Source organism: Psychrobacter sp. Arc9 (assembly GCF_041431295.1).
In the GTDB taxonomy this organism is placed as follows: Bacteria; Pseudomonadota; Gammaproteobacteria; order Pseudomonadales; family Moraxellaceae; genus Psychrobacter.
The window spans coordinates 66,281-90,112 of sequence record NZ_JASMRK010000001.1 but is presented as its reverse complement, the minus strand read 5'-3'; the positions used below and the strand labels follow the sequence as shown (position 1 = coordinate 90,112).

Here is a 23,832-nt window from a genome sequence, read left to right as displayed (position 1 = left end):
GCATACTTTTTAGAACACCACCAAATCATTAAAACGCTCAGGACTACCAAGCCATTGTGAGATCTACGAATGACCCTACATATTTATCAAGCTCGACTGCTGCACTACTTGACCGAAAGCGATCGTACTGAGCGTACAACCTCTGATCATTTACAGACATTAGCTGTGGAACGAGACATTACGTTGCTACCAGTGATTGAAGGTGTACAGGTTTATCCTGAATATATCGCTGATGGTGCGCTTGTCGTAGATGGTGTGACAGGGTGCATTGTAGAGTATGGTCGTAGTGAAACTATACTGTCAAAGTATGCAAATGAAGAGGGTAGGCTAGCAGTCAAGGTGCATGACTATCGCGATAAATTGATCATGCCAGGTTTTATCGATACTCATGTACATTATCCGCAAATAGATATGATTGCTGCTTATGGTGAGCAATTACTTGACTGGCTTAATAATTATACTTTCGTCACCGAGGCCAATTTTGGCGATCCAAAAGTAGCGCATGATACGGCACAGTTCTTCTTAAACCAGCTGCTGGCAAATGGTACGACGAGCGCCATGGTGTTTTCTACCAGCCACCCTGAATCAGTGAACGCATTTTTTACTGAAAGCCATCGGCTCAACACCCGCATGATCACAGGCAATGTCTTGATGGACCAAAATGCGCCTGATAATTTGTGTGTACCTGCTGAGCAAGGTATTCGAGACACCCAAAACATCATTGATAATTGGCATGAGCGTGGTCGTCAGCATGTAGCGATTACCCCGCGCTTTGCTATTACTTCGACACCCAAGCAACTACAAATGGCAGGTGAGCTGTATGCCAGTTACGAGAGTGTTTATCTGCAGACGCATCTAGCAGAAAACCGTGATGAAATTGCCTTTGTGAAACAACTGTATCCCACTCATAAAGGCTACCTAGATGTCTATGATACGATGGGATTACTGGGTCGACGCACCACCTTGGCACATGGTATTCACCTTGAAAAATCGGAGTATGAACGCTTACGCGATACTGGTACGCAGATATCACACTGTCCGACGTCCAACCTGTTTTTGGGTAGTGGATTGTTCGATTTACCCAAGACGTTAAGTTATACTGGTGTCAGTATCGCCACTGACGTTGGAGCAGGGACAAGTCTGTCGATGCTGACGACTCTGTCAGAAGCGTATAAAATCCAACAACTACAAAGCAATCAACTATCCGCTCATCAAGGGCTGTACCAAATTACGTTGGGTAATGCCCAGTCGCTATTATTGGACAATAAAATCGGTAACTTTATGCCCAATAAAGAAGCAGATTTTGTGGTTATCGATATGGGTGCAACGGAATTGCTTGAGCGACGTATGGTGCAGACCAAAACACTGGAAGAGCAGTTGTTTGTACTAATGATGCTAGGCGATGATAGAGTAATTGATCAGACAGTCATCGCTGGCGTGAGTCGCTATCGTAAATCTATGTCTTGATAAACTAGCGAAAAATATGAATAACGAAAAAGCCCCGTTTATGTTAAACATAAACGGGGCTTTTATTGGTTTGATTTGTGCTTATGGGATAGCTTGGCGGTGTTCATTTTCTAACTGACGTTTTCTAATTCAATAGACACATGCCAATCCGTGATATCAATCTCATGACAGTTATCACCCTCGCCATTGATACGATCAATAACTAAAAAGTCACTGTCACGCCCGAGAGCGAGTAGAGGGTGATGCCAGACATTGGTATCATACTGTACGGCTTGATTAGATTTTGCATAAAACACTGCTAGATCATTAGCTGAATGCGGCGGCACGCCAGCTTTGGCGACGACGACAATATAATCTTGCCCCTCCATAGATACAAATGCCTGTGTTCCAAGCGGATGGTATTCCATGACCGAGAGTGCAATCGGATTCTCACGTTTCTTGGCCCGAAAGATACTCATACCAACTGAGCCACCATCAAGCTGACTTTTGGCAAGTGCATGATGGCGAACCGCATAGCCATTGTTGATCTCATAAGTGTTGTCAGCGGTTTGCTCACAGGTATCATAGCGCTCGATGACCGAGCCATAAGGTGCAAAATTTGCTTTGGTCAAAGGTATCGCTGTTAATGTGACAGACATTATTTTGCCTCTTTACTATTAGTGTCAACCTCAGCAATCCTGCCATACACGCGTACACGGCTGATGCCGCCATCTGGGAAGATATTGACCCGAATATGAGTAACGGGTTTATTAAGTTGAAGCTTGTCTTTACCAAAGTTATGAACGGCATTGGCATTGGTTTTCTGCGGCTCAAGCAATGTCTCCCAAAACATACTCTGAGTCACTAAGGTTTGTTCGGGTGTATTTGGTGAGTAGGCGGCTTGAATCGAAACTTTATCAGGATAGTTGCCTTTGAAATGTGCCGTATCTATCTCGATAGCGTCAACGATACCTGCTTGACCTAGCGCGATAATGCACCAGTCATTGCCTGGCTCACGGCGACGACGGGTCTCCCAGCCATCACCCATATTAGGTGCTTTAGTCGGTAGTAGTAAATTACTAGCCGCACCAAAATGTGCGTCGTTACTAGCAATGGCACGACCACCATTTAACGCGCCTGCCAAGTCAAGTGTCTCGCCTTGTGTATTTAGGCTGGCATCAAGTTGGATATCACCATAGACACGTAGTCGGGCAACGCCGCCATCTGGATAAATATTCAAACGAATATGGGTCACGGTTTGCCCATGATCAATCTCGACAAGCTCATGATTGTGACCTTGCAATGGGGTCATACCTACTAGCGCCTGCCAATTTTTACCATCCCAGTCTTTTTTGCTTAGACTGGCAAGCTCAGTTTCATCTTGCTGTAGCAGATCTGGCGCGTATAAGGCATCGACACTGGCGGAAGAGGGGAAGTTACCTGTAAAATGACTGGTATCGATATCTAGACCAGCTATTTTGGTTGGGCGCGCCAGTTGAATCACTAAATAATCGTAACCCAAATGGCGCTTGCGACGTGTTTCCCAGCCGTCCATCCATTTACCGTTGTCATCGAACTTACCAACCACAAAGATAGGCGCATCAGGATTTAGAATACGGCTTTTATCCGCAAAAAAATCATCGGTGGCGAATAGCGATTTTGCGCCCAAACGACTGTCGGCGACGTTTGATTTTTTGGTAAATGCTGGCAGGGCATCAGGTAGATTGTTTGCAGAGATAATTTGTCCAACTGCTGAAGTATTTTGACTCACAATGATTCCTTTTTAATAACGGTGTGTGTTGATAGTGTGGGTGCTATCTTATTTATTAATCTATGCCAATTCGTACGCGCTTAGCTAAGCAGAACTAGAACAATAGCCTAAGCTTACATCCAGTTAGCAGTGTTGTCTGACGTAGCAGGATGGTTTTCGTACCAGTGTTTAGCGATATCATCACGGCGGCATATCCATACGTCGGGCTTATTGGTGATATAACTCAGAAACTGCTTTAGCGCTTTGATGCGTCCTGCACGCCCAATAATGCGGCAATGCAAGCCAATGGTCAGCATTTTAGAGGTGTGTGCGCCTTCTTCGTATAAGGTATCAAAGCTGTCTTTGAGATACTGATAGAATGGTTCAGCATGGGTGAATCCCGGGCTAGAAGAAAAACGCATGTCATTGGTCTCTAGGCTATAAGGGATGACCAAATGTGGTTTACGCGTGATCATATTGCCGTCTTGGACCTTTACATTGAGCCAATACGGTAACTCATCACCGTACGAGTCAGAGTCATAGGTATAGCCGCCTTGCTCGGCAACCAGTTCACGAGTATTTGGACTATCGCGTCCTGTATACCAGCCGAGAGGTTGTCCGCCTAGCATACGTTTAAATATTTGGGTAGCACAGCGAATGTGTTCGCGCTCCGTCTCACGGTACATATCCTGATAAGTAATCCAGCGTAGACCATGACTGGCAATTTCATGACCATCTTCTAATACACGCTCGATGATATGCGGGGTCTTTTCAGCAGCGGCAGCACAGGTAAACGTGGTGATTGGCACGCCGTACTCTTTGAATACATCTAATACACGCCATACACCGACACGGCTACCGTATTCGAATGCAGATTCAATAGACTGGTGACGGTTGTTAAATTCTGGTGTGCCTAAGATATCAGACAAGAAACGCTCTGATTGCCCATCGCCATGGATGACGCTATTTTCTGCACCTTCTTCGATGTTTAATACAAATTGTACGGCGATTTTTGCGCCACCTGGCCAGTTCGCTTTTGGTGGGTTGCCAGCATAGCCTTTTAGGTCGCGGGGATACGTACTGATATCAAAGTCACTGGTAATTTTTTTGCTCATTATCTATATTCCTATATCGCTAGAGCCTTAGATATTTATTTAAATATTGCTTGTAAAGGACAGTTATTTTTTATCAAAAATTAAAGTGATGATGCATAGGCCACGAGCTGTTGGCGCTCCGCATCCGTCAGCTGAGTAATATTACCAAGCGGCATATAGCCAGTCTGTACCGCAGTGACGATTTTCGCTTTATGAATTTTTAAGTCTTCTGGTGTTTGCAAAATGATTCCTGCTGGCGGCGCGGCAAAGCCTTGCTGTGTCGGTTGTACCGCATGACAGGTGCTACAGCGCGTATGCACGACATCCATCATGGCGTCATCTGCTGACGCGCTCACTGGTACGGCTTCAGCAATAGCGGCATCATTGTTAACGCTATTAGTAGCATTACTATTAGAATTGGTATTAGCGTTAGCAACAGCATCAGTGCTTGAGTCAGTAGTCGCGCTTGTAGCTGGCGGCGTGCTATCAGTTGTCGTAGGTGCTACTGAAGTAGTAGCAGGCATTGCTGGCGCTGGCTCAATCGGCTCAGGTCGCATCCAGATAATTAATAATACAGTTAATACGGCTGGAATGACCAAGTAGCGCGGTTTTTTATGACCCAAATGCTTTTGGTTAAAGTAATGACGGGCAGTCGCGGTGATGATACCGACGAAGACCAATACCAACCAACCTTTCTCATGAGCATACATCATTGGGTAATGGTTGCTGATCATGGTAAAAATCAGCGGTAGGGTAAAGTAGTTATTCATCAGTGAGCGATTTTTGGCTTGTAATGCCAATTCAGCCACTTCTTTACCTGGTTTTTCGCCGCGACGCACACAGTCAACGAGCGCACGCTGAGCCGGCATGATACCGAAGAATACGTTACCTACCATCACCGTGCCCAAGATGGCACCGATATGAATAAACGAAGCGCGATCACTAAATAGCTGATAAGAGCCCCAGCTCGCGATGACCAGCAAGATAAAAATCAAGGTACTAAAGATAAACGCGTTTTTACCCAAATGACTGCGTACGATCACTTCATAAATGAAGTAACTGCCAAATAAGAAAAGCAAGCTGGTGGCAATGGCACCGATACTAGTAAACGGCACTTTGCTTGGGTCAATTAGGTAGGCAGTTGCATTGGCATAATAGACGATAGACATCATCGCCGCACCCGTCAGCCAAGTGGTATAAGCTTCCCATTTAAACCAATGTAGCGTCTTTGGCATCTCTTCGGGTTCGAGTTTGTATTTGGCAATCTCATAAAACCCGCCGCCATGGACGGCCCAAAGATCACCCGAAATGCCTTTGTCTGTTTTCCACTGTGGCGGTTTGCGTAGACTTAGATCTAGCCACACAAAATAAAACGATGCACCAATCCATGCCACCCCAGCGATAACATGAAACCATCGGAAAAATAAACTCAACCATTCGAGAAGATAGGCGCCCATGTAATAAATGTCCTTTAATATGACAGTGTCTTAATAAAATGTCTTGGTAATTTCTTTTGATAGTATTTCTTGAACACTAATAACAAAGCAGAGAGCTAAACAGCGCCAAAGCTACGATCCGCGATAGGTACTATAACCGTGCGCACTAAGCAGAAGTGGCACGTGATAATGACTGGCATCGTTTACCACAAAGTCGATAACCACTTGCGGGTAAAATGCTGTCAACTGCTGAGCATTAAAATAAGACTGAGTATCAAACGTTACGGTATAGCGGCCAATATTTAGCTGATGCTCTGTGCTATCGATGGCTGTATCAAACTGCCAAGCGTCTGGTGTGACACGGCCATCACTATTGGTTGTGCCATGTGCCAATAATGTGGCGGCACCGTTGTCTCGTATGCGGTGTAAGGTAACGGCGACATCAGCCGCAGGTTTGCCAAGATGAGTGTCTAAGATATGTGATGATAGGGTGGCAGACATAATGCTTCCTTTAAATTTGTGAGAAATATAAATAGGATAAAAATGCTAGTCTAACTCTGCGACTACTATTTGCCTGTCTAAGCATTGTCTAGTAGTTTGTTTAAACGTAGACGCGTAATTTTATTTTGCTCAGCGGCTGCATTGGCAAGCTCTGTGGCACGATCATTAGGCAAGCGCGCTAATAGTAGATCCAGCATTTGCTGCGCGCTTTTACCCGTCGCAAAGACAATAAAAATAAAACCAAATTTATCAAGATAGTCGCGATTTCCTTTGGCAAGTGCTTCGAGGACTTCGTCTGCTGCATCGTTAGCGCCTGATTGTTCGTGTGCGGCGCTACTTTGTGTGTTGCGGTATTTCTCTTTTAGAGATGCTACGTTGCCGATTTGTGGATGCCCATCAAACGCTTCTAATAAGTTAGCCTCATCATTTTGTACTTTGTTCCAGATAGCGTCGCTACTTGTTAGCAGTGCATCAACGTCTACAAAAGGGCGGGCGTCTGCAAGCTTATAAGCCCAGCTTTTACTGGTGCAGCAAGTCAATAGCTGAGCGATGGCGACTTCTTGTGATAAATCGTTGAATTGCGCTAAGGTTAAGCTCACGATGACATCCTTTTCTAATAGGGTAGCCCGTTATCTGTGTCGGGCGATAAATGTTTGATAGAGGTTTATACCTTATGGTTATTTGCATAAACTTACAGGTATAAGCAGTAATCTTGATAAGCAGCGGCTGTTTCAGTTTTATGGCTGCTTTGATTAAGCTAATCGCTATTAATTTGCATAAAATCAAAAGTCGATAATCTATGTGTTCGTAGTCAGAGCTTTGGCGCTTATATACGCTTTGCATAATTTCAAGTTATAGTGAACTGACAATATGAAACAGATTTGCTAAGGAAACACTGATATTTTGGCCGTCTAAAACGTCTGGCAAGAGGTAGTTAATGACGGCGTAATTGATTTACAGTTCCCATTTTGCTAAAACCTGACTAATTGGTCAACTGTTTTGTGCGAAATATTTTTATTTAACAGGTTATGCTGCTCAAATCTATGTGTTTATATAAGAATACATAGCAAAATATAGCGACTATTTTGTCGAACCTGTCTCTTAGAGTGAGATACCACTGCTATGACTCAAAACAATCAAAAGGAAGAAACCTCAGTGACTGATACGCCCTCGCACCGTAGCCAACAAGCCATTCGCGCACAGAATCAAGCGCTTATCTTAGCGGCAGCTGAAGAAGAGTTTGTGCTTCAGAGCTATCGCGGCGCTACGATGCAGGGCATTGCTGATAGAGCAGGCTTACCTAAAGCCAATGTTCACTACTACTTTAAAAATAAAAAAAACCTCTACATGGCAGTGCTACGCTCGATCATTCAAGAATGGAATGAAGGCTTGGTAACCATGACAGTAGATAGCGACCCAAAAACAGTCATCGAAAAATTCGTCCGTACCAAGCTACATCAGGCATTTGTCAATCCAAGTCGCCATAAATTATTTGCGATTGAAGTCATCGGTGGTGCACCGCATTTGCATGAATTTATGTCCACTACGATGAAGGAGTGGGTACACGATAAAGCGCAGGTAATGAAAGAGTGGCACAAGCAAGGAAAAATTGGGATTACTGATCCTCTACAACTACTGATTTTGATTTGGGCGACTACCCAACGTTATGCTGAATTCGAGATTGAAATCGTTGGATTGATGGATAAGACGGCGTATGACGCAGCAGATGAAGCGCGTGCGGCAGACTTTCTGGTGCCTTTTATTTTAAAAGGCTGTGGCCTTGAATGATAACAAGATAGCTATTTGACAAGGTTCCTATTTAATAAGTCAGGTGCTTAATCAGCGAAGTGCACAGATTGTTTCTATTTTTCTGTGCACCTCGCTTAATGCTAAACACTTCGATATATTTAACCCTAGCTTTCGCTTAGCATTAAGCGACTTCTTGCGTTGGTTCTAAGTTGTCTTTTGCGTGCTGTGCTTTAGTATCAAACTCGATGCCATAGTTTTTGGGTAAAATCATATCAAGCGTGATTGCCACAATCCCTGCCATCGTTACTGCTGAGCCAAAGATATTTTGAAAGAACTGCGGCGTTTGTGACAGTACGTCAGGGACAAAGGCGATACCCGTTGCCAGACCCAGTGAGGTGGCAATGATTAAGACATTACGATGCGTAAATTGCACGGTAGATAAGATACGAATACCAGCAGTCGCTACCGTCGCAAACATCAGTAGCGTGACGCCGCCAACGACAGGCTTAGGTAATTGCGTAAAAATAGCACCAAGCACAGGGAACAGCCCCATTAGGCATAGAATACCGCCCACATAGAAACCCACATAGCGACTGGCAATACCCGTCATCTGGATTACACCGTTGTTTTGGCTAAAGGTCGTCACGGGGAAGGTATTGAATACTGCAGCAATCAGAGAGTTAACACCATCTCCTAGTACGCCGCCTTTGATGCGTTTCTCATAGAGAGGGCCTTTGATCGGTTCACCTGATATCATTGAGGTCGCCGTCAAATCGCCTGAGGTCTCGATACTGGTAATGATATACATAAAGGCAATAGGAATAAAAGCTTGCCAATCAAAACCAAAGCCATATTTAAAAGGGATCGGCACCGTAAAAAAAGCCGCTTCAGAAACCAATGAGAAATCGATATGTCCCATAAATACGGCCGCGATAAGGCCAAGCATCAAACCGATAAAGATGGCGCTTGAGCGAATGACTTTATTATTGATGATGCTAATCAGTACGACACTTGCCAGCACACCACCGCCCAAAAGTAAGTTCGGAATGCTACCAAAATCTTCAGCACCAAACCCACCTGCTAAGTCAGTCAGACCTACCTTAGTTAATGACAAGCCAATCGTGACAATCACGCAGCCTGTAACAATAGGATTCATAAAGGACTTAAGTTTGGTGATAAATTGACTCAAAAATATCTCAACAAATGCACCGAGAAATGAAACACCAAAAATAACTGATAGAATCTCTTCTGGGCCACCGCCGCGGTTTTTTACCACAAACCCTGCTGTCAGTACCGCTGCCAGAAATCCAAAGCTGGTGCCTTGTAACGCCATGAGACCAGAGCCAACAGGACCTACTTTACGGGTCTGAATAAAGGTTGCAACGCCAGATACTATCAATGACATACTGAGAAGGTAGGGGATATGCTCTCCTAAACCTAATGTGCCACCTATGATAAGAGAGGGTGTGATGATACCTACAAACGCTGCAAGTACATGCTGTATAGCACCTAAAAATGCTTTGATGGGGGTAGGACGGTCATGCAGTCTATACAGTAAGTCGGTATTCGCTGGAACGTTTTCACTCATGGTGGTTTCCTCCTAAAATAACTGCTTAGTACCCGCTTGACTGTAGATATCAGACAATGTGGTAGATCACGAGATCAAAGTCTTAACCCAATCCTTGACTTGTTTTTTATCGATGTAAACAATAGGATACGCATCCGTCTGTAAGATAAACAATGAAAATAGCTAATATATGTTGGCTAATATTTGAACAACCTGACCAATTAGTCAGGTCTATTTAGGGTATAGGTAAAATACAAATCATTGCAATGTTTTTTTTGATACTAGTGCGTTTACAGGTTTGTTACGAAGGAGGGAGGGTTATGTAATATTGGAAGGTAGATCAAAGACGAGGGGTGTTGACCATTTAGAATATATAAGTACTAAGATCTATCGTTATATCTATTGCTGTTTTTTAATCAAAAAAAGCCCCAACCATAACGACTATGATTGGGGCATTTCAATTTTGCTTACTTGATATTTATTCTACTATAACCAAAATTGCTACTTTGGGCTTGATGACCATACGGGTGAGCGGATAACGCCTTGTCCTGACTTACCAAACGCTTCGCCACCATTGAGGGACTTGATAGTCAGCACGCCTTTTCCGCCTTGGGTCGATGCGTAGACCACGCGTTTACCGTTTGGTGAGAAGCTTGGAGCTTCGTCGATACCTGTATTGCCAAGATTGGTAGTGATAGCACCATTGCTATTCATAATAGCCGCTGAGCGTCCACTCAAAAAGGCAATTTGTGTACCGTCACTGCTAAACTGTGGACTGGTCGCATAACCTCCATTTGAAACTTTAATGGTTTGTCCCGTGGCAAACTCGTAGCGATAGACTTGCGGCTTGTTAAAGCCAGTTTTATCACTGACAAAAACGAAAGATTTGCCGTCTGGTGCATAGCTTGGTTGTACTTCACTGCTTGGTAAATTGGTAAGCCTTCTAGGTGTACCGCCGCTGGCACTCATCTCATAGATATCAGCGCTACCTTCAAAACTACTAGAGAATAATATCTTGCTACCATCAGGAGAGAACGAGGGGCTTAGGTTACTACCTGAAAAAGGCGTCAGAGCAGTTGCACCGCCGCCACTGACGTTCTGCACGTAGATAACAGGATATGATTTCTCACGTTGTACCGAGTAGGCGATACGGTTGCCATCAGGTGACCATGCTGGTGAGAAGATAGAGCCTGCCACTTCAGTAATGGTTCTAGCGTTTTCGCCATCAGCATCCATTACTTTGAGACGAGAGATCTTTTGTTTGCCAGTTCCTGTTTCTTCAATATAAGCAATGCGTCCTGAGAAATCCCCTGGAATACCAGTAATCAGCTCGTACACTTTGTCTGCGATGACATGACCGGCATAACGCATACTTTCCCTATTATTGTCGGCGGTTAGGCTTTGCTTGCCTTCTATCACACGACCAGATTTGACATCGATGACTTCATAATCGGTGATTATTTTGCCACGATTGGTACGCGTACTGCCGACAACCAGATACGGTATGCCCATGCTTTGCCAAACAGGTAATGTACCTGTCAGCTCTTTACTACTGTGTGGCTGCTGCGGTAGATCTTGATTGGTTACTTTTAGCTCGGTTTTACTCAGATCATTTAATATAATCGGTGATAAGACAGAGTCACCCGCAAACGATACAAACGCGACTTGGTTTTGTTGGACAGGAATCTCATAGTCCAATTCTAGTACAACAGGTGCAGCGAGCACGCTTTGCGATATCAGCAATGCTGAGGTACTGGCGAGTAATGAGGCTAGTAATTTTTTTGGGGTACGCATGGGTAAATGGAGCTCCTAAAATTAGTATGATATTCATTTTTTATTTAATGAGACAAGCATCTAGATGAGGCAGCAACCTATGCGAGACAAGCCGCTTAACGTCACGTTACCAATATTATAAGAACCTAGCAACTGATTAATTGCTGCCTTTAAACTGTATGGTAAAAGTCGGGTATTTAGGGTCATCAGCATCAATCGGGAGGCTGCCAGTATTGAGTACCGCTTGTCTGGCCGCTTCGTTGACCGTGCTATCAGGTCCAGAGGCAGTCACATTGATCACATCGCCATTTTCATTGACAGTGATGGTCAGGGTGGCGCGTTGAGTAGAACCTCGCGCGGCGGTAGGCGGCGTATAGTTACGCTTGATTAAATTGATAATTTCGCTGTTGCTGGCACCGCGACTGCCACTGGCTGCAGAACGACTACTGCCCTTGGACGTACTAGAGGTTGACGTATCACCAGACACAGTAGACTGCCCATCTGATAGGCTAAAGGTTTTTCCTGCATTGCCAGAGCCAGCAGTATCAATCTCAATATTGCGATCGCTAGCAGTGGGACGTTTTATCTTTGGTGGATTGTTTTGCTTTTGACGAAACTCTCCCAGCCTTTTTTGTTCTTCTATAAGCTGGTCGCGTTTGCTTTGATCGACTTGGTCAAGCTCTTCCATAGCGGACTCGTCTAACTGCGCTGCCCACTCAGCCATTTTGCGCTCATACTCTTGATTTTGCTCAAGAAGACGTTGTTGATGGTCTTCGCTCATCAGTATGGGTTGACCAGCTGGCTCCTCAGATCGTATAAATACAGGCACGCGCTGAGAGCTTGACTGACTTGGATTTTGCGCACTGACGCTACTACCAGATATTTCTGGCTGGGCACTACTAGACGAATCGCTAGTGCTACTATCCATCTGCATCGCACTGGCTGCTGCACGGTTGGCCAGTATTTGTCCTTGCATTTCAGCAAGTTGCTCAGGAGACACCATGACCGTCTCAATACTACCAGCAGTCTCAACTTCAGTGGTTTGATAGTTATAGACCAGTATGCCAATGACAAGGCCATGCGCTAGTAAGCTTAGCAACGTCGGCAGTGTTAGCCCGTTGCTTTCTGGTTCGGTAGGTACATAGACGGCAGGAGCATTATGCATGGTAAGGATACTCATGAACGTGATTTGTCAGATGGATTACTAGGATTGGCTATTATGATATAAGACATTTACTAAAGGACGCTTATCACTATAAAGAAGGCGTGGGTAGTGGTGCACCGGTTAGTAACCCAACTTTTTCGATACCTGCTTGTTGCAAGGTTGCCATGAGCGTCATGATGGCACCGTACTGATTGTTTTGATCGGCATTGATCATCACCTGTACTGGTTCAGCATTATTATTATCGCTCTGAGACTGCAGGTTAGACAATGTATTAATCAGCTCAGGCTCACTTACTGGCACGTCGACATTGCTTTCATAGCTGATAAAAATATCACCCTTGTCAGTCAACGAGACAATCACAGGTAACTGGCTTTGACTCATGGTATTGGTTTGCTCTTTTGGCAAATCAACATCGACGCCTGTAATCAGCATCGGCGCTGTCACCATAAAGATCACCAGTAGCACCAGCATGACGTCAATGTAAGGTACGACGTTCATTTCTGCATTAAGAGCTTTTTTTTCACGGCCGTAGGGGTTTGGTTTCATAGCCCTGTCACCTGACCTGCATTAACTTGGGTTTCTTTACTAATAGGCGCTTGTACGCTGGTCTCACGCTGTAGCATGCCTGTCATTTCATCACAAAATAAGGCACGCGAGTCATATAGTTGGCTCGATTTTGCTGTGAAGTGGTTGTATGCCAATACCGCAGGGATAGCGGCAAACAAACCCATGGCTGTGGCAATCAGTGCTTCGGCGATACCGGGAGCGACAGAGGCGAGGGTAGCTTGTTCAGTTTGAGACAGTCCCAAGAATGCATTCATGATGCCCCACACTGTACCGAACAATCCGATGTACGGAGCAACGGAGCCAATGCTGGCTAGCGTCGTCAGTCCCGACTCTAGCAATTGCTGCTGGCGACCTAGGCCGACGCGTAGCTTGCGTTCAACACCATCGATAATGTCGTCTTTAGGTTGACGCTTTTTATGCATTCTTAGGTATTCTGAAAAGCCCACATAAAAAATCTGCTCAAGTCCCTGACGATCAGGAGAGCCTTGAATGCCTTGATATAGTTTGGCCAAGTCTTCGCCTGACCAAAACCAAGTCTCAAATTGTTGATCAAAGTTTTTGGCTGTACCAAGTCGAGCACTCATGCGAAAGATAATAACCCAGCTGAGTAAAGAGGCTAATAACAATAGTGCCATCACAATCTGCACCAATAGACTGGCTTGGGTAATAAGACCGACAATATTTAATGATTCAGGCATGTAATGGACTCACGAATAATTGATAACAGCTGGCTGGAATAGTGGTATCCGAACCAGACAACCCCTAAACAAACACTATTTACTTTTTATTATTTAATACGCAGCACGTTTCTTCACTAAAAATTTGTAACTGTGCTTAGAAAAATGCTGCAACAGTAAGTATCGCGATTTAGGTATCGGTATAATAACCCCCTAGTTTACTTCTAAATGAGAGAAAGGTCATTATTAATGTGTTAAACGACTATTTAGTTGGGCTACTACTGATTCATTCAATAGTTAGTTGGATAACATGGATAATGACCGAGCAAACACTTACTACCTAAAGCTCATGAGTCAAACCGAATATTTCCTCAATGACGAGTAGAAAGTAGTTTTTCGAATAGCGTCGAGCAGCATGACTATATATAGCTTTTCATGTGGCTTTTCTGACCGATAGTCTTGAAGTCTCTCAAAATCCTATTTTGTACGAGATAGACATTATCAACGATTGAGTTTGTAAGATAACTGGTCTAATATGTTACGCTTTGTTACTACATTATTCTTATTGTGGCATCGTTATTTTTTCGCTGAGGTCATGTTCAATTTTAGGTAATGATGACTTTTTATTAGCCAGTCGGGGGCGACACTTATGAATGCAATTGAACGCTATTTTGGGATTAATGGTGAAAATACCACGATCAAAACAGAAATCATCGCTGGTATAACCACGTTCTTGACGATGGCTTATATTATCTTTGTCAACCCTAACGTCTTAGCCGATGCAGGTATGGATAAAGGGGCAGTATTTGTAGCGACCTGTATAGCAGCAGCAGTAGGTTGTTTCATCATGGGTATCTACGCCCGACTACCAGTTGCGCTCGCACCAGGTATGGGTCTTAATGCCTTCTTTACCTATGGTGTGGTGCTTGGTATGGGCTACGCATGGCAGACAGCGTTAGGTGCGGTGTTCTTGTCTGGTTGTATCTTCGTACTATTGAGTCTATTCAAGATTCGTGAAGCAATCATTAATGCCATTCCAACGTCTCTCAAAAACGGCGTAGTCGCTGGTATTGGTGCGTTCTTGGCGTTTATTGCATTGCAAAGCGCAGGCATCATCGTCAATCATGATGCAACCTTAGTTGGCCTTGGTGACATGACATCATTTGGTCCTGTCATGGCTTCATTAGGTTTTGTTGTTATCATTGGCCTGTCTTATAAGAGAGTCCCAGGTGCGGTAACCATTGGTATTTTATTGGTTGCACTGATTAGCTTATTAATGGGCTATACGCAGTTCACAGGTATCATCTCTTCACCGCCTTCTATTGCACCGACGCTTATGCAGTTAGACATTGCTGGTGCATTTGATGTGGGCATGATCAGTGTTATCTTTGCTTTCTTATTTGTCGATTTGTTTGATACTGCTGGTACTTTGATTGCTACCACTAGCCAAGCAAAATTAACGGACAAAGATGGCAATATCCCGAACATGGGCAAAGCACTACTTGCTGATTCAACAGCGACAGTAGCGGGTTCTTTACTGGGTACTTCATCGACGACTAGCTATATTGAGAGTATCTCTGGTATTGCCTCAGGTGGCCGTACAGGCTTAATGGCTGTTACGGTAGGTGTGCTATTCCTGTTCAGTATTTTCTTCTCGCCGCTAGCAGGTATGATTCCAGCTTATGCAACGGCTGGCGCTATCTTTTATGTAGCCGTACTTATGATGGGTACCCTAAAGGACATTAACTGGAGCGACTTAACAGAAGCAGCACCAGTGGTCGTGGTATTGCTATTCACACCGCTTACATACTCTATCGCTGACGGCATCGCACTTGGTTTTATTACCTTTACGGCTGTAAAAGCAATTGCAGGCAAGTTTGCAGATATCAGTATCGCTGTCTGGATTTTGACTGCTATATTGTTGTTCAAGATTATTTTCTTATAATGCAAGGCGTTATAAGACATTAGATAGTGTCTTAAACAAGAAACCCTCCTTATCATTTGATGACAAGGAGGGTTTTTCTTTGTCAGTAAATAAGCCTATCGTCTTGATCTAAGCCCTGTATGCTCGATGCTAATGTTTGGTATTTTTGTTACTGGTGTTAAGCAGCGTGATGACAAACTATAGGCAATAGCAAACAAAAAAACGTAACCAAAGAGTCATAGTCAGTAAATTGCTTGTAAGTTATTGTTATTTAGATAGAAATTAATTATTTGAAAATGATTAATTTCGTTAGTTTGAAAAAAAATTTCGTGATATTATAGCCGAGTTAAGCGCATCACCTCAATCAACGCCGTAGAGGTTTTTCTTACAGTGAATTAGCATCATCAAAGATGACAGATTTATAATTATTAGAGCGATTTTTCGGTTCAATAAGGCGATATTTGGTCATCACACTCCTTTCACTACTAACAAGAAGAAGGCACTAATGCCGCTTAGCTTTTCGTTGTTGCCTTTGTATTGTTAACGTAGCCCGTTTAACAGTCGAACGACCTACTTAACCGTCTCCAGCCTATGCTGGATTTTTAGTTTTGTGATGGCGCCGTTTGGTCTTTTGATTATTGCTGTGAATATCCGTCAATAACCACTATTTTTTGATAGCGGTTATGAGCAGTTATACAGGACGATCAGACTTCCTAAAGCACCATTTATTATGGTTTTTAAACGATAGTTATGGAGTTATTATGAACCCAGTAGACCAGTTTACCCCGCAAGAGCCGATCTTGTTTAATCCTGTTGATATGCTGTCGCCTGAGTATCTCGCCCAGTCAGCAGAAGCGCTAAATAAACGTATTTCGCCACTATATAGCGCAGATGAAGAACGTTGGTTGTCTGAGTTATTGCCACTTGCCAAACCCAGTATAGAAGAACGCGATGCTGCTGCTGAGCAAACGCGCAAACTGGTCGAGCACGTACGTAATGATGGTAAAGCCGTCAAGATGGTTGACTCATTATTGCTTGAGTATAGCCTCGATACCCAAGAAGGTATCTTGCTAATGAGCTTGGCAGAAGCCTTGATTCGTGTGCCAGACAACTATACGGCTGATGCGTTGATTCATGACAAAATGAGTGTGGCAGATTGGAAAAAGCACATCAAAAATGACAATGGCTTTATGGTCAATGCTTCTACTTGGGGCATGATGATGACTGGTCGCGTTGTCAGTATTGACAGCAGCACCACTGCATCAGGTTTCTTGGATCGCATGACTAAGAAGATGGGTGAGCCTGTCATTCGCAGTGCGATGCAAAAAGCCATGCGTATCATGGGCCATCAGTTTGTATTGGGCGAGACCATCGAAGACGCCAATAAAAACAGCCAACCATATCGTAATAGAGGCTATACCTATTCATTTGATATGTTAGGTGAAGCGGCGATCACGCATAAAGATGCGGAAAAATACTTCAATGACTATCTACATGCGATCAGAGCTACGGCCAACGTAAAAGTCAAAGAAGGCATGCCAAAGCCGTCAGTGTCTATCAAATTATCAGCACTACATCCTCGCTATGAAGCCACGCAAGAAGCGCAAGTAATGGGCTTATTGCGTCAGCGCTGCCTGCTATTGATTGAAGCGGCACGTGAAGTCAATGTCGATATCAGTATTGATGCTGAAGAAGCAGATCGCCTTGAGATTTCTCTAAAACTGTTTGAGTCTTTGTACCGTGATAATTTAACGGCGGACTGGGATGGTTTAGGTATCGTTGTACAAGGGTACTCTAAACGTGCTATCGCTGTATTAGCATGGCTGGCTCGTTTGTCTACTGAAGTCGGTGATCGTATACCAGTACGTCTAGTAAAAGGCGCTTACTGGGATACTGAGATCAAACTTGCTCAGCAAAAAGGTCTATCAGGCTATCCCGTTTGGACACGTAAAGAAGGTACGGATACTGCATACCTTGCTTGTGCGCGCTTCTTATTGTCAGACCATCTGCGCGGTCTAATCTGGCCACAGTTTGCGACGCATAATGCGCATACACTGTCATCAATCATGACCATGAGTGCACATAGAGACTTTGAATTCCAACGTCTGCACGGCATGGGCGATGCACTTTACGATCATATTTTGCAAGCTTATGAGATTCCTGTACGTATCTATGCGCCAGTAGGTGCACATAAAGACTTGCTACCGTACTTGGTACGCCGCTTGCTTGAGAACGGTGCCAACAGCTCGTTTGTTCATCAGTTGCTAGACAAGTCTTATCCAATCGAAAAGCTAACAGTGCATCCATACGACAAGCTGCTTGGTAATGCAACATTGCACAATCCAGACATCCCGTTACCGTTAGAGATTTACGGTGAACGTCGTGCAAGTTTTGGCCCTAATATCTTTGTAGAGTCACAATGGTTGCCGTTCAAATCAGCTATTGATAGCCATCTGCATAAGACATGGTCAGCAACCTCTATTATTAATGGTAAAGCTGTTGATACCTATGAAGTAGATGGTCAAACGAATCAGCTTGATAAGCAGACTGTACTTGCGCCTTGGAATCATGAAGTTAGTGCTGGTGAAGTAACTTATGCCAATGCTGAAGTGGCTCGCCAAGCGATTGACGTTGCTGTTGCTGGTCAAGATGTATGGAAAAATGTACCAGCAGCTAAGCGTGCTGAGATATTACGTAAGATTGCTGAGCTATACGAAGAGAACTACGCTGAGCTAATGGCACTATGCCAAGTTGAAGCGGGTAAAACCATGCAAGATGGCATCGATGAAATCAAAGAAGCCGTTGATTTCTGTCGTTTCTATGCTGACGAAGCAGAGCGTCTAGATGACGTCGTACATGAGTTCACAGACTTGGCTGGTAAGCAGTCTCGTCAAGTGTATAAAGCACGTGGCACTTTCGTTTGTATCAGTCCATGGAACTTCCCATTGGCTATCTATACGGGACAGATTGTAGCTGCACTTGCTGCAGGTAACACCGTAGTAGCGAAACCTGCTGAACAAACCAGTTTGGTAGCTCACTTTGGTGCCCAGTTGATGTATCAAGCGGGTATACCTGCAGAAGCATTGCAATTGGTCATTGGTGCAGGCGACGTAGGTGGTGCTTTGACGGCTGCTGATAATATCGCAGGTGTGATATTTACAGGTTCTACTCAAACAGCCCAACGTATCAACCAAAGCCTAAATGATCATGCACAAAACAGTGGCGAATTGCCGGTCTTTATCGCTGAAACTGGCGGTCAAAACGCAATGATCGTTGATTCAACAGCACTGCCAGAGCAAGTCGTTAGAGATGCGGTACTATCAGCATTTGGTTCAGCAGGTCAGCGTTGTTCAGCTTGTCGCATATTGTGTGTACAAGAAGAGATGGCGGATGATTTAATCGAGCTGTTGCAAGGCAATATGGCTGAGCTGTCTGTAGGTAATCCTCTATATGCTGCGACAGATGTAGGTCCAGTAATTGATGCGGATGCTAAGCATGGTTTAGAGGCGCACATCGAACGTATGAGTGCTGAGCCGACTGCTACTATTTTGGCACAGACGCCGATGAGCTCAAGCTCAGTCGTCAGTCAAGAGAAGTCTACTTTTGTATTGCCAACCGCAATCGAAGTGAAGAGCATCGATGTGATCGGTGGTGAGCACTTTGGCCCAATCCTACACGTACTACGTTATCAAGCGCGTGATTTGAATAAGCTGATTGATGCCATCAACAATACAGGCTTTGGTTTGACGTTAGGTATCCATAGCCGTATCGAAAATACTGTTGAGCACATTGAGCGCCGCGCATTTGTCGGTAACACTTACATCAACCGTAACCAAATCGGCGCGGTCGTAAACGTACAGCCATTTGGTGGTTGTGGTCTATCTGGTACTGGTCCTAAAGCTGGTGGCCCGCACTATGTCGCGCGTCTCATGCAACTTAGCTCAGAATCAGTCAATGCTGAACAGTCAGCTGCTCATATGACAGCAACTGAAACCCAAACTACCACTCAAACAGAACTCGCATAAGGAGTAGCAACATGGCGACTGAATTCAAAAAAAATCATGCCCAGGTTTGTGAATCTTGGCGATTACTCGGCGCAGTCAACCGCGCAACGTATCTACAAGCAGCCATTCCAAAACTGGCATTGCTCACTGGTGACGCTAATAAAGCAAAGCGTTTATTCAACCATTTGTTGAGCGCTGCGCCTAGCTTGGATGAGATGCATCGTATGACAGGGGCAACAGGCGAGTCCAATGACTTGTATGTGACTGGTCGTGGTAAGACGATGGTCATCGGTGGCGAAACTGCTAGAGCCATGGCAGTATTAGGTCAGCTTATCGCGGCATTGTTGACAGGTAATGAAGTTATATTGCATTGCCCAAGCCAAGATGAGATGTGTAATGAAGCTGCTAAGATACTGCACGACACAGGTATCAGCGAAGATGTATTGAGTGTGGCTAACGATTCGCAAACAGTCACGCTTTTATATATCGATCGTCTAGCACAAGTGGCTGTCTCTGGTAGCCGCAGCGAAGTGCAAGCTATCAGTCAAGAGCTTGCCAATACTGACGGTATTTTGACACAGGTTATCAGTGTCACTGATATGGAAGGTTTGTCAGAAATGCTAACGCCTGATTATCTGCATCGTTTTGTCACTGAGCGAGTCAAGACTATCAATACCACAGCAATCGGTGGTAACGCGAGCTTGCTTGAGCTTGGTACAGAGTAGAAGAACTGCATTAATTACGAATCCGCTTAGCTTTTATACCAACTTTCATAAAGACTAAGCCGTGTTTGGTAGCGCTATAAATGCCAAACTAGTAACTGTATAAGATGTATAAGAAAAAACCGCTATCTGAGTAATTATCAGATAGCGGTTTTTTTTATTTGCGCTGTTTGGCTGAAATTTGATTATGGAATTTTATTCGGCAATATCCACCCATACCCAGCCGTTCTCTAGCCATTCGCTCAAATCATCTGCATCAACATCGGTGACGTCTCTATGTTGTAATGCTTCACCATTGGCCAAGCGTACTAGTAATGCTATCGCCGCTTCATCGAGCCCATCGATACGTTGACCATTGGCATATAGCACGGTGCCATCAGTGGTCTGGCTATAGAGTAGGCGGTTGCTATAGTCCGCCTGCAATGTGGCCCCTTCTGATAGCGCTTGCATTAGCTCATCGGTATCTAACGTCTCTTCTGGCATCAGCGCATCATATTGACGCTTACTAACCACCTCAGAGACTGCTTGGCGAATCATGTCATCACCGCGATCAGACTGTAGCATCGCCAGCAATTGCGCCTTGATAGCGGCAATACTATCTGCTTGCAATTCACCTGACGCTTGTAGTGCTTGCGGTAGTAGCATCGGGATAAATAGCTTGCTGTCATTAGTCGCAATATCGGCCACACTATCGATGATTTGCATCAGGTTTGGACGGCGGCAACCAAACGAGAAAGTCAGACAGTCATCTTGTGCCACACCGAAATGTGATAATTTAGGCGGTACATAAAGGACATCACCTGCTTCTAGTATCTCATCAAAGATCAGTTCGCCCATGTCGTCAAATAAACGCAGCGGCTCATCAGCAACAAACTCTGTCTGGTCATCACAGAATTTGCCTAGTTGCCAACGTCTAGAGCCATAGCCTTGTGCCAAAAACACATCGTAGTCGTCATAATGTTTACCAACCGACCCACCTGCTGGCGCATAAGAGACCATGATGTCATCGCGCTGCCATTGCGGAATAAAGTCAAATGCTTGCCACAACTGACCAAGTTCTGGTGACCATTGTTCAAGATTTTGTACCAATACGGTCCATTGCTCTGGTAGGTTTTCAAAATCAGTCTCACTCAGTGGGCTTTTTTTGAGTTGCCACTGTGCCTGACCTTCTTTTTTACTGGCTGCTTGTGTCAGCAGTCTTGCGCTAGCATCTTCTTCAAGTGCAAGACCAATCATGTCATCTGGCTCAAACATATCAACTAGCTGCGGCAACCCTTGCTTAATAAGCAGTGGCTTCTTTTGCCAATATTTAGTCAGGAATTGCTTAGGCGTGATAGAGTCGGGTAAACAAAGAGGAATAGAAGTCATTGATAAATCCATATTTTGGCGGTGTACAAGATTAATAATAAGGGATGCTTTATAGGAAGGTTTTAATAGTTTAAGATTGTCATCTATTTGATGTCTATTATTTTGGTGACGTTTATATAGTACATATAAGCAATAACGATTATCAAAATAATAGCTGTCAGCAGAGCACCCACTCAATCGTAGGAACGTTATGAAAAAGCTGCATTTTGTTGTCATCATCGCTAGCGTATTTTTGCTACAGGCCTGTGTCCATAAAATTGTCACAGTACCCGCAAAAATCGCTTATAAAACTACCAAAGGCGTGGTCAAAGGAACCGTTGCTGTGGGTAAAGCCATCATACCGGGCGACAGTGATGACGATGATGATAAAAAATAAAACCTTACTTATCGACTATGGGTTTTGAATCAAAAGCAATCGAATCAAAACCAGTCATAGTATTCAAAGTAAGGTTACTGTTTATTCAGACAATAGCTATTAAGATAATAAGTGAATAAGATAAAATTACTATCAAGATAGGAGCGAGTAAATAATACTAGGCGCTCCTACCTTTCTAGACTGATTCCATTATCAGTATGCTCTTATTAGCTATTAAAGCTTGGCAATCCATTCTTTAATAGCGCGTGCTTGCTCAGCGGCATTACCGATATAAGTAGCAGGCGTCAATGCACGTAGACGTTCTTTGTCCACATCACTAACTGCTGATAGCTCATCACTTTCGACAAACGTTAGCATGGCTTCACGAGTCATGGCATTACCACGAGTCAAGGCTTTTAGCTTTTCATACGGGTTTTCAACACGGTAGCGACGCATGACCGTTTGAATCGGTTCTGCCAACACTTCTTGTGCTTGATTCAAATCATCATTTAAACGCTGTGCATTTAGCTCAAGTTTACCCACGCCTTTTAAGCAAGCGTCAAACGCAATCATGCTTTGGGCTAGGCCAACACCGATATTACGCAACACTGTTGAGTCCGATAGGTCACGCTGCATACGTGAAATTGGTAACTTCTCACCCAAATGGGCTAGCATCGCATTGGCAACGCCTAAGTTACCTTCAGAGTTTTCAAAGTCAATTGGATTAACTTTATGCGGCATGGTAGAAGAGCCAACCTCACCGTCTTTTAGGCGCTGTTTGAAATAGCCTAAGCTAATATATTGCCAGATATCACGGTTAAAATCGATCAAGATGGTATTGAAGCGCTTAACGGCATCAAACAACTCAGCGATATAGTCGTGTGGCTCGATTTGAGTCGTATAAGGGTTAAACGTTAACTCAAGACGCTGATTGATAAACGCTTCAGCATGGCTCTGCCAGTCGACGTCAGGATACGCTGAAAAATGCGCATTATAGTTACCAACGGCGCCATTGATTTTACCTAATAGCTCTACTTGATTGATTTGCTTGATTTGACGGGCTAGGCGGTAGGCCACGTTTGCCATCTCTTTACCCAATGTCGTTGGACTGGCTGTCTGACCATGTGTGCGTGATAGCATTGGCTGATCAGCATGAGCAATAGATAAGTCGACGATGCTATCAGTCACTTGCTGCATTTTCGCAACGACCAGCTCGCGGCTGTCTTTGAGCATCAATGCATACGATAGGTTATTGATGTCTTCACTGGTACAGGCAAAGTGAATGAACTCAAGTGAGTCAATCAAGGCATCCTGACCACGGAACTTGTCTTTGATAAAGTACTCAACCGCTTTTACATCATGATTGGTCGTCGCTTCGATGTCTTTGATAGCTTGGGCATCTGCTTCGCTAAAATCATCAACGATTGCATTCAAAAAAGCGTTGGTCTGGTCATCAAATGCTGCTAATTCACCAATTGCGCTGTTGTCAGCCAAAGACTGCAACCAGCGAATCTCTACCGTAACGCGAGCTTTGATTAGACCAAATTCAGATAAATAAGGACGTAAGCTGTCAGCCTTTGATGCGTAACGACCATCAATTGGAGAGAGAGCGGTAAGTGGGGTCATGGTTATGCCTCAGTAGTTATGAAATAAAAAACTGCAAGAGTCTGGATAAAAAATTACCATATAATAAACGACGTCGAAATCGTTGCGCGTAATATAGCAGAAATATA

Annotated in this window: 19 protein-coding genes; 6 read left to right on the top strand and 13 right to left on the bottom strand. The window is 44.1% G+C overall.

Annotation, left to right across the window (positions count from 1 at the left end; translation table 11 throughout):
- The first annotated feature begins 69 nt into the window (after positions 1-69).
- Positions 70-1,467: a guanine deaminase gene (gene guaD / locus QO187_RS00365; protein WP_101204794.1), complete on the top strand. Its 1,398-nt coding sequence runs from the start codon at positions 70-72 to the stop codon at positions 1,465-1,467.
- 110 nt (positions 1,468-1,577) lie between these two features.
- Here guaD and QO187_RS00360 read toward each other — a convergent pair whose 3' ends face one another.
- The 6 genes from QO187_RS00360 to uraD form a co-directional block, all read right to left on the bottom strand.
- Positions 1,578-2,105 (bottom strand): ureidoglycolate lyase, encoded by a 528-nt coding sequence (locus tag QO187_RS00360; RefSeq protein WP_101204795.1) that lies wholly within the window; start codon positions 2,103-2,105, stop codon positions 1,578-1,580.
- Positions 2,105-3,217, bottom strand: coding sequence for an allantoicase (gene alc, locus QO187_RS00355; protein WP_101204796.1), 1,113 nt, complete (start codon positions 3,215-3,217; stop codon positions 2,105-2,107). Before alc ends, QO187_RS00360 begins: the two co-directional genes overlap by 1 nt.
- Before the next feature lie 113 nt (positions 3,218-3,330).
- Positions 3,331-4,311, bottom strand: coding sequence for an allantoinase PuuE (gene puuE / locus QO187_RS00350; RefSeq protein ID WP_101204797.1), 981 nt, complete (start codon positions 4,309-4,311; stop codon positions 3,331-3,333).
- Positions 4,312-4,391: 80 nt separating this feature from the next.
- Complete coding sequence (locus tag QO187_RS00345; RefSeq protein WP_101204798.1) at positions 4,392-5,747, bottom strand: urate hydroxylase PuuD; 1,356 nt, start codon at positions 5,745-5,747, stop codon at positions 4,392-4,394.
- Between the two features lie 111 nt (positions 5,748-5,858).
- Positions 5,859-6,227, bottom strand: coding sequence for a hydroxyisourate hydrolase (uraH, locus tag QO187_RS00340; protein ID WP_101204799.1), 369 nt, complete (start codon positions 6,225-6,227; stop codon positions 5,859-5,861).
- A gap of 77 nt (positions 6,228-6,304) precedes the next feature.
- Positions 6,305-6,826, bottom strand: coding sequence for a 2-oxo-4-hydroxy-4-carboxy-5-ureidoimidazoline decarboxylase (gene uraD, locus QO187_RS00335; RefSeq protein WP_101204800.1), 522 nt, complete (start codon positions 6,824-6,826; stop codon positions 6,305-6,307).
- A 523-nt stretch (positions 6,827-7,349) separates the two neighbouring features.
- On the opposite strand from uraD, the gene QO187_RS00330 reads away from it, so the two are divergent.
- Positions 7,350-8,015, top strand: a complete 666-nt coding sequence (locus tag QO187_RS00330) for a TetR family transcriptional regulator C-terminal domain-containing protein (RefSeq protein WP_057759606.1) — start codon at positions 7,350-7,352, stop codon at positions 8,013-8,015.
- A gap of 142 nt (positions 8,016-8,157) precedes the next feature.
- On the opposite strand, the gene QO187_RS00325 is transcribed toward QO187_RS00330, so the two are convergent.
- The 5 genes from QO187_RS00325 to tolQ all read right to left on the bottom strand — a co-directional run bounded on the left by QO187_RS00325 (position 8,158) and on the right by tolQ (position 13,747).
- A complete protein-coding gene (locus QO187_RS00325) occupies positions 8,158-9,564 on the bottom strand; it encodes a nucleobase:cation symporter-2 family protein (protein ID WP_101204801.1) in 1,407 nt (468 codons plus the stop codon).
- 480 nt (positions 9,565-10,044) lie between these two features.
- Complete coding sequence (locus QO187_RS00320; protein WP_371546603.1) at positions 10,045-11,337, bottom strand: translocation protein TolB; 1,293 nt, start codon at positions 11,335-11,337, stop codon at positions 10,045-10,047.
- Between the two features lie 136 nt (positions 11,338-11,473).
- Entirely contained in the window at positions 11,474-12,496 is a 1,023-nt protein-coding gene (locus QO187_RS00315; RefSeq protein WP_371546600.1) for a cell envelope integrity protein TolA, read from the bottom strand.
- Between the two features lie 73 nt (positions 12,497-12,569).
- Positions 12,570-13,028: a protein TolR gene (gene tolR, locus QO187_RS00310; RefSeq protein ID WP_160021950.1), complete on the bottom strand. Its 459-nt coding sequence runs from the start codon at positions 13,026-13,028 to the stop codon at positions 12,570-12,572.
- A complete protein-coding gene (tolQ, locus tag QO187_RS00305; protein WP_160021948.1) occupies positions 13,025-13,747 on the bottom strand; it encodes a protein TolQ in 723 nt (240 codons plus the stop codon). Before tolQ ends, tolR begins: the two co-directional genes overlap by 4 nt.
- A 628-nt stretch (positions 13,748-14,375) precedes the next feature.
- On the opposite strand from tolQ, the gene QO187_RS00300 reads away from it, so the two are divergent.
- The 3 genes from QO187_RS00300 (at position 14,376) to QO187_RS00290 (ending at position 20,379) form a co-directional block, all read left to right on the top strand.
- A complete protein-coding gene (locus QO187_RS00300) occupies positions 14,376-15,671 on the top strand; it encodes an NCS2 family permease (RefSeq protein WP_101204806.1) in 1,296 nt (431 codons plus the stop codon).
- 740 nt (positions 15,672-16,411) lie between these two features.
- Positions 16,412-19,675, top strand: coding sequence for a bifunctional proline dehydrogenase/L-glutamate gamma-semialdehyde dehydrogenase PutA (putA, locus tag QO187_RS00295; protein ID WP_101204807.1), 3,264 nt, complete (start codon positions 16,412-16,414; stop codon positions 19,673-19,675).
- An 11-nt stretch (positions 19,676-19,686) separates the two neighbouring features.
- Complete coding sequence (locus QO187_RS00290) at positions 19,687-20,379, top strand: 1-pyrroline-5-carboxylate dehydrogenase (protein ID WP_101204808.1); 693 nt, start codon at positions 19,687-19,689, stop codon at positions 20,377-20,379.
- Positions 20,380-20,571: 192 nt separating this feature from the next.
- Here the strand turns inward: QO187_RS00290 and QO187_RS00285 are convergent, their stop codons facing one another.
- A complete protein-coding gene (locus QO187_RS00285; RefSeq protein WP_101204809.1) occupies positions 20,572-21,744 on the bottom strand; it encodes a cupin domain-containing protein in 1,173 nt (390 codons plus the stop codon).
- A 190-nt stretch (positions 21,745-21,934) separates the two neighbouring features.
- On the opposite strand from QO187_RS00285, the gene QO187_RS00280 reads away from it, so the two are divergent.
- On the top strand, positions 21,935-22,120 hold the full coding sequence (locus tag QO187_RS00280) for an NF038104 family lipoprotein (RefSeq protein ID WP_057759633.1): 186 nt from the start codon (positions 21,935-21,937) through the stop codon (positions 22,118-22,120).
- Positions 22,121-22,333: 213 nt separating this feature from the next.
- On the opposite strand, the gene purB is transcribed toward QO187_RS00280, so the two are convergent.
- Positions 22,334-23,725 (bottom strand): adenylosuccinate lyase, encoded by a 1,392-nt coding sequence (purB, locus tag QO187_RS00275; protein WP_101204810.1) that lies wholly within the window; start codon positions 23,723-23,725, stop codon positions 22,334-22,336.
- Positions 23,726-23,832 lie beyond the last annotated feature (107 nt).

What these genes read in the sequence shown, in the direction of transcription:
- guaD (WP_101204794.1), top strand. Translation starts at nt 70, where the DNA reads ATGACCCTACATATTTATCAAGCTCGACTGCTGCACTACTTGACCGAA.
- QO187_RS00360 (WP_101204795.1), bottom strand. Translation starts at nt 2,105, where the DNA reads ATGTCTGTCACATTAACAGCGATACCTTTGACCAAAGCAAATTTTGCA.
- puuE (WP_101204797.1), bottom strand. Translation starts at nt 4,311, where the DNA reads ATGAGCAAAAAAATTACCAGTGACTTTGATATCAGTACGTATCCCCGC.
- QO187_RS00345 (WP_101204798.1), bottom strand. Translation starts at nt 5,747, where the DNA reads ATGGGCGCCTATCTTCTCGAATGGTTGAGTTTATTTTTCCGATGGTTT.
- uraH (WP_101204799.1), bottom strand. Translation starts at nt 6,227, where the DNA reads ATGTCTGCCACCCTATCATCACATATCTTAGACACTCATCTTGGCAAA.
- QO187_RS00330 (WP_057759606.1), top strand. Translation starts at nt 7,350, where the DNA reads ATGACTCAAAACAATCAAAAGGAAGAAACCTCAGTGACTGATACGCCC.
- QO187_RS00325 (WP_101204801.1), bottom strand. Translation starts at nt 9,564, where the DNA reads ATGAGTGAAAACGTTCCAGCGAATACCGACTTACTGTATAGACTGCAT.
- QO187_RS00320 (WP_371546603.1), bottom strand. Translation starts at nt 11,337, where the DNA reads ATGCGTACCCCAAAAAAATTACTAGCCTCATTACTCGCCAGTACCTCA.
- QO187_RS00315 (WP_371546600.1), bottom strand. Translation starts at nt 12,496, where the DNA reads ATGAGTATCCTTACCATGCATAATGCTCCTGCCGTCTATGTACCTACC.
- tolR (WP_160021950.1), bottom strand. Translation starts at nt 13,028, where the DNA reads ATGAAACCAAACCCCTACGGCCGTGAAAAAAAAGCTCTTAATGCAGAA.
- tolQ (WP_160021948.1), bottom strand. Translation starts at nt 13,747, where the DNA reads ATGCCTGAATCATTAAATATTGTCGGTCTTATTACCCAAGCCAGTCTA.
- QO187_RS00300 (WP_101204806.1), top strand. Translation starts at nt 14,376, where the DNA reads ATGAATGCAATTGAACGCTATTTTGGGATTAATGGTGAAAATACCACG.
- putA (WP_101204807.1), top strand. Translation starts at nt 16,412, where the DNA reads ATGAACCCAGTAGACCAGTTTACCCCGCAAGAGCCGATCTTGTTTAAT.
- QO187_RS00290 (WP_101204808.1), top strand. Translation starts at nt 19,687, where the DNA reads ATGGCGACTGAATTCAAAAAAAATCATGCCCAGGTTTGTGAATCTTGG.
- QO187_RS00285 (WP_101204809.1), bottom strand. Translation starts at nt 21,744, where the DNA reads ATGACTTCTATTCCTCTTTGTTTACCCGACTCTATCACGCCTAAGCAA.
- QO187_RS00280 (WP_057759633.1), top strand. Translation starts at nt 21,935, where the DNA reads ATGAAAAAGCTGCATTTTGTTGTCATCATCGCTAGCGTATTTTTGCTA.
- purB (WP_101204810.1), bottom strand. Translation starts at nt 23,725, where the DNA reads ATGACCCCACTTACCGCTCTCTCTCCAATTGATGGTCGTTACGCATCA.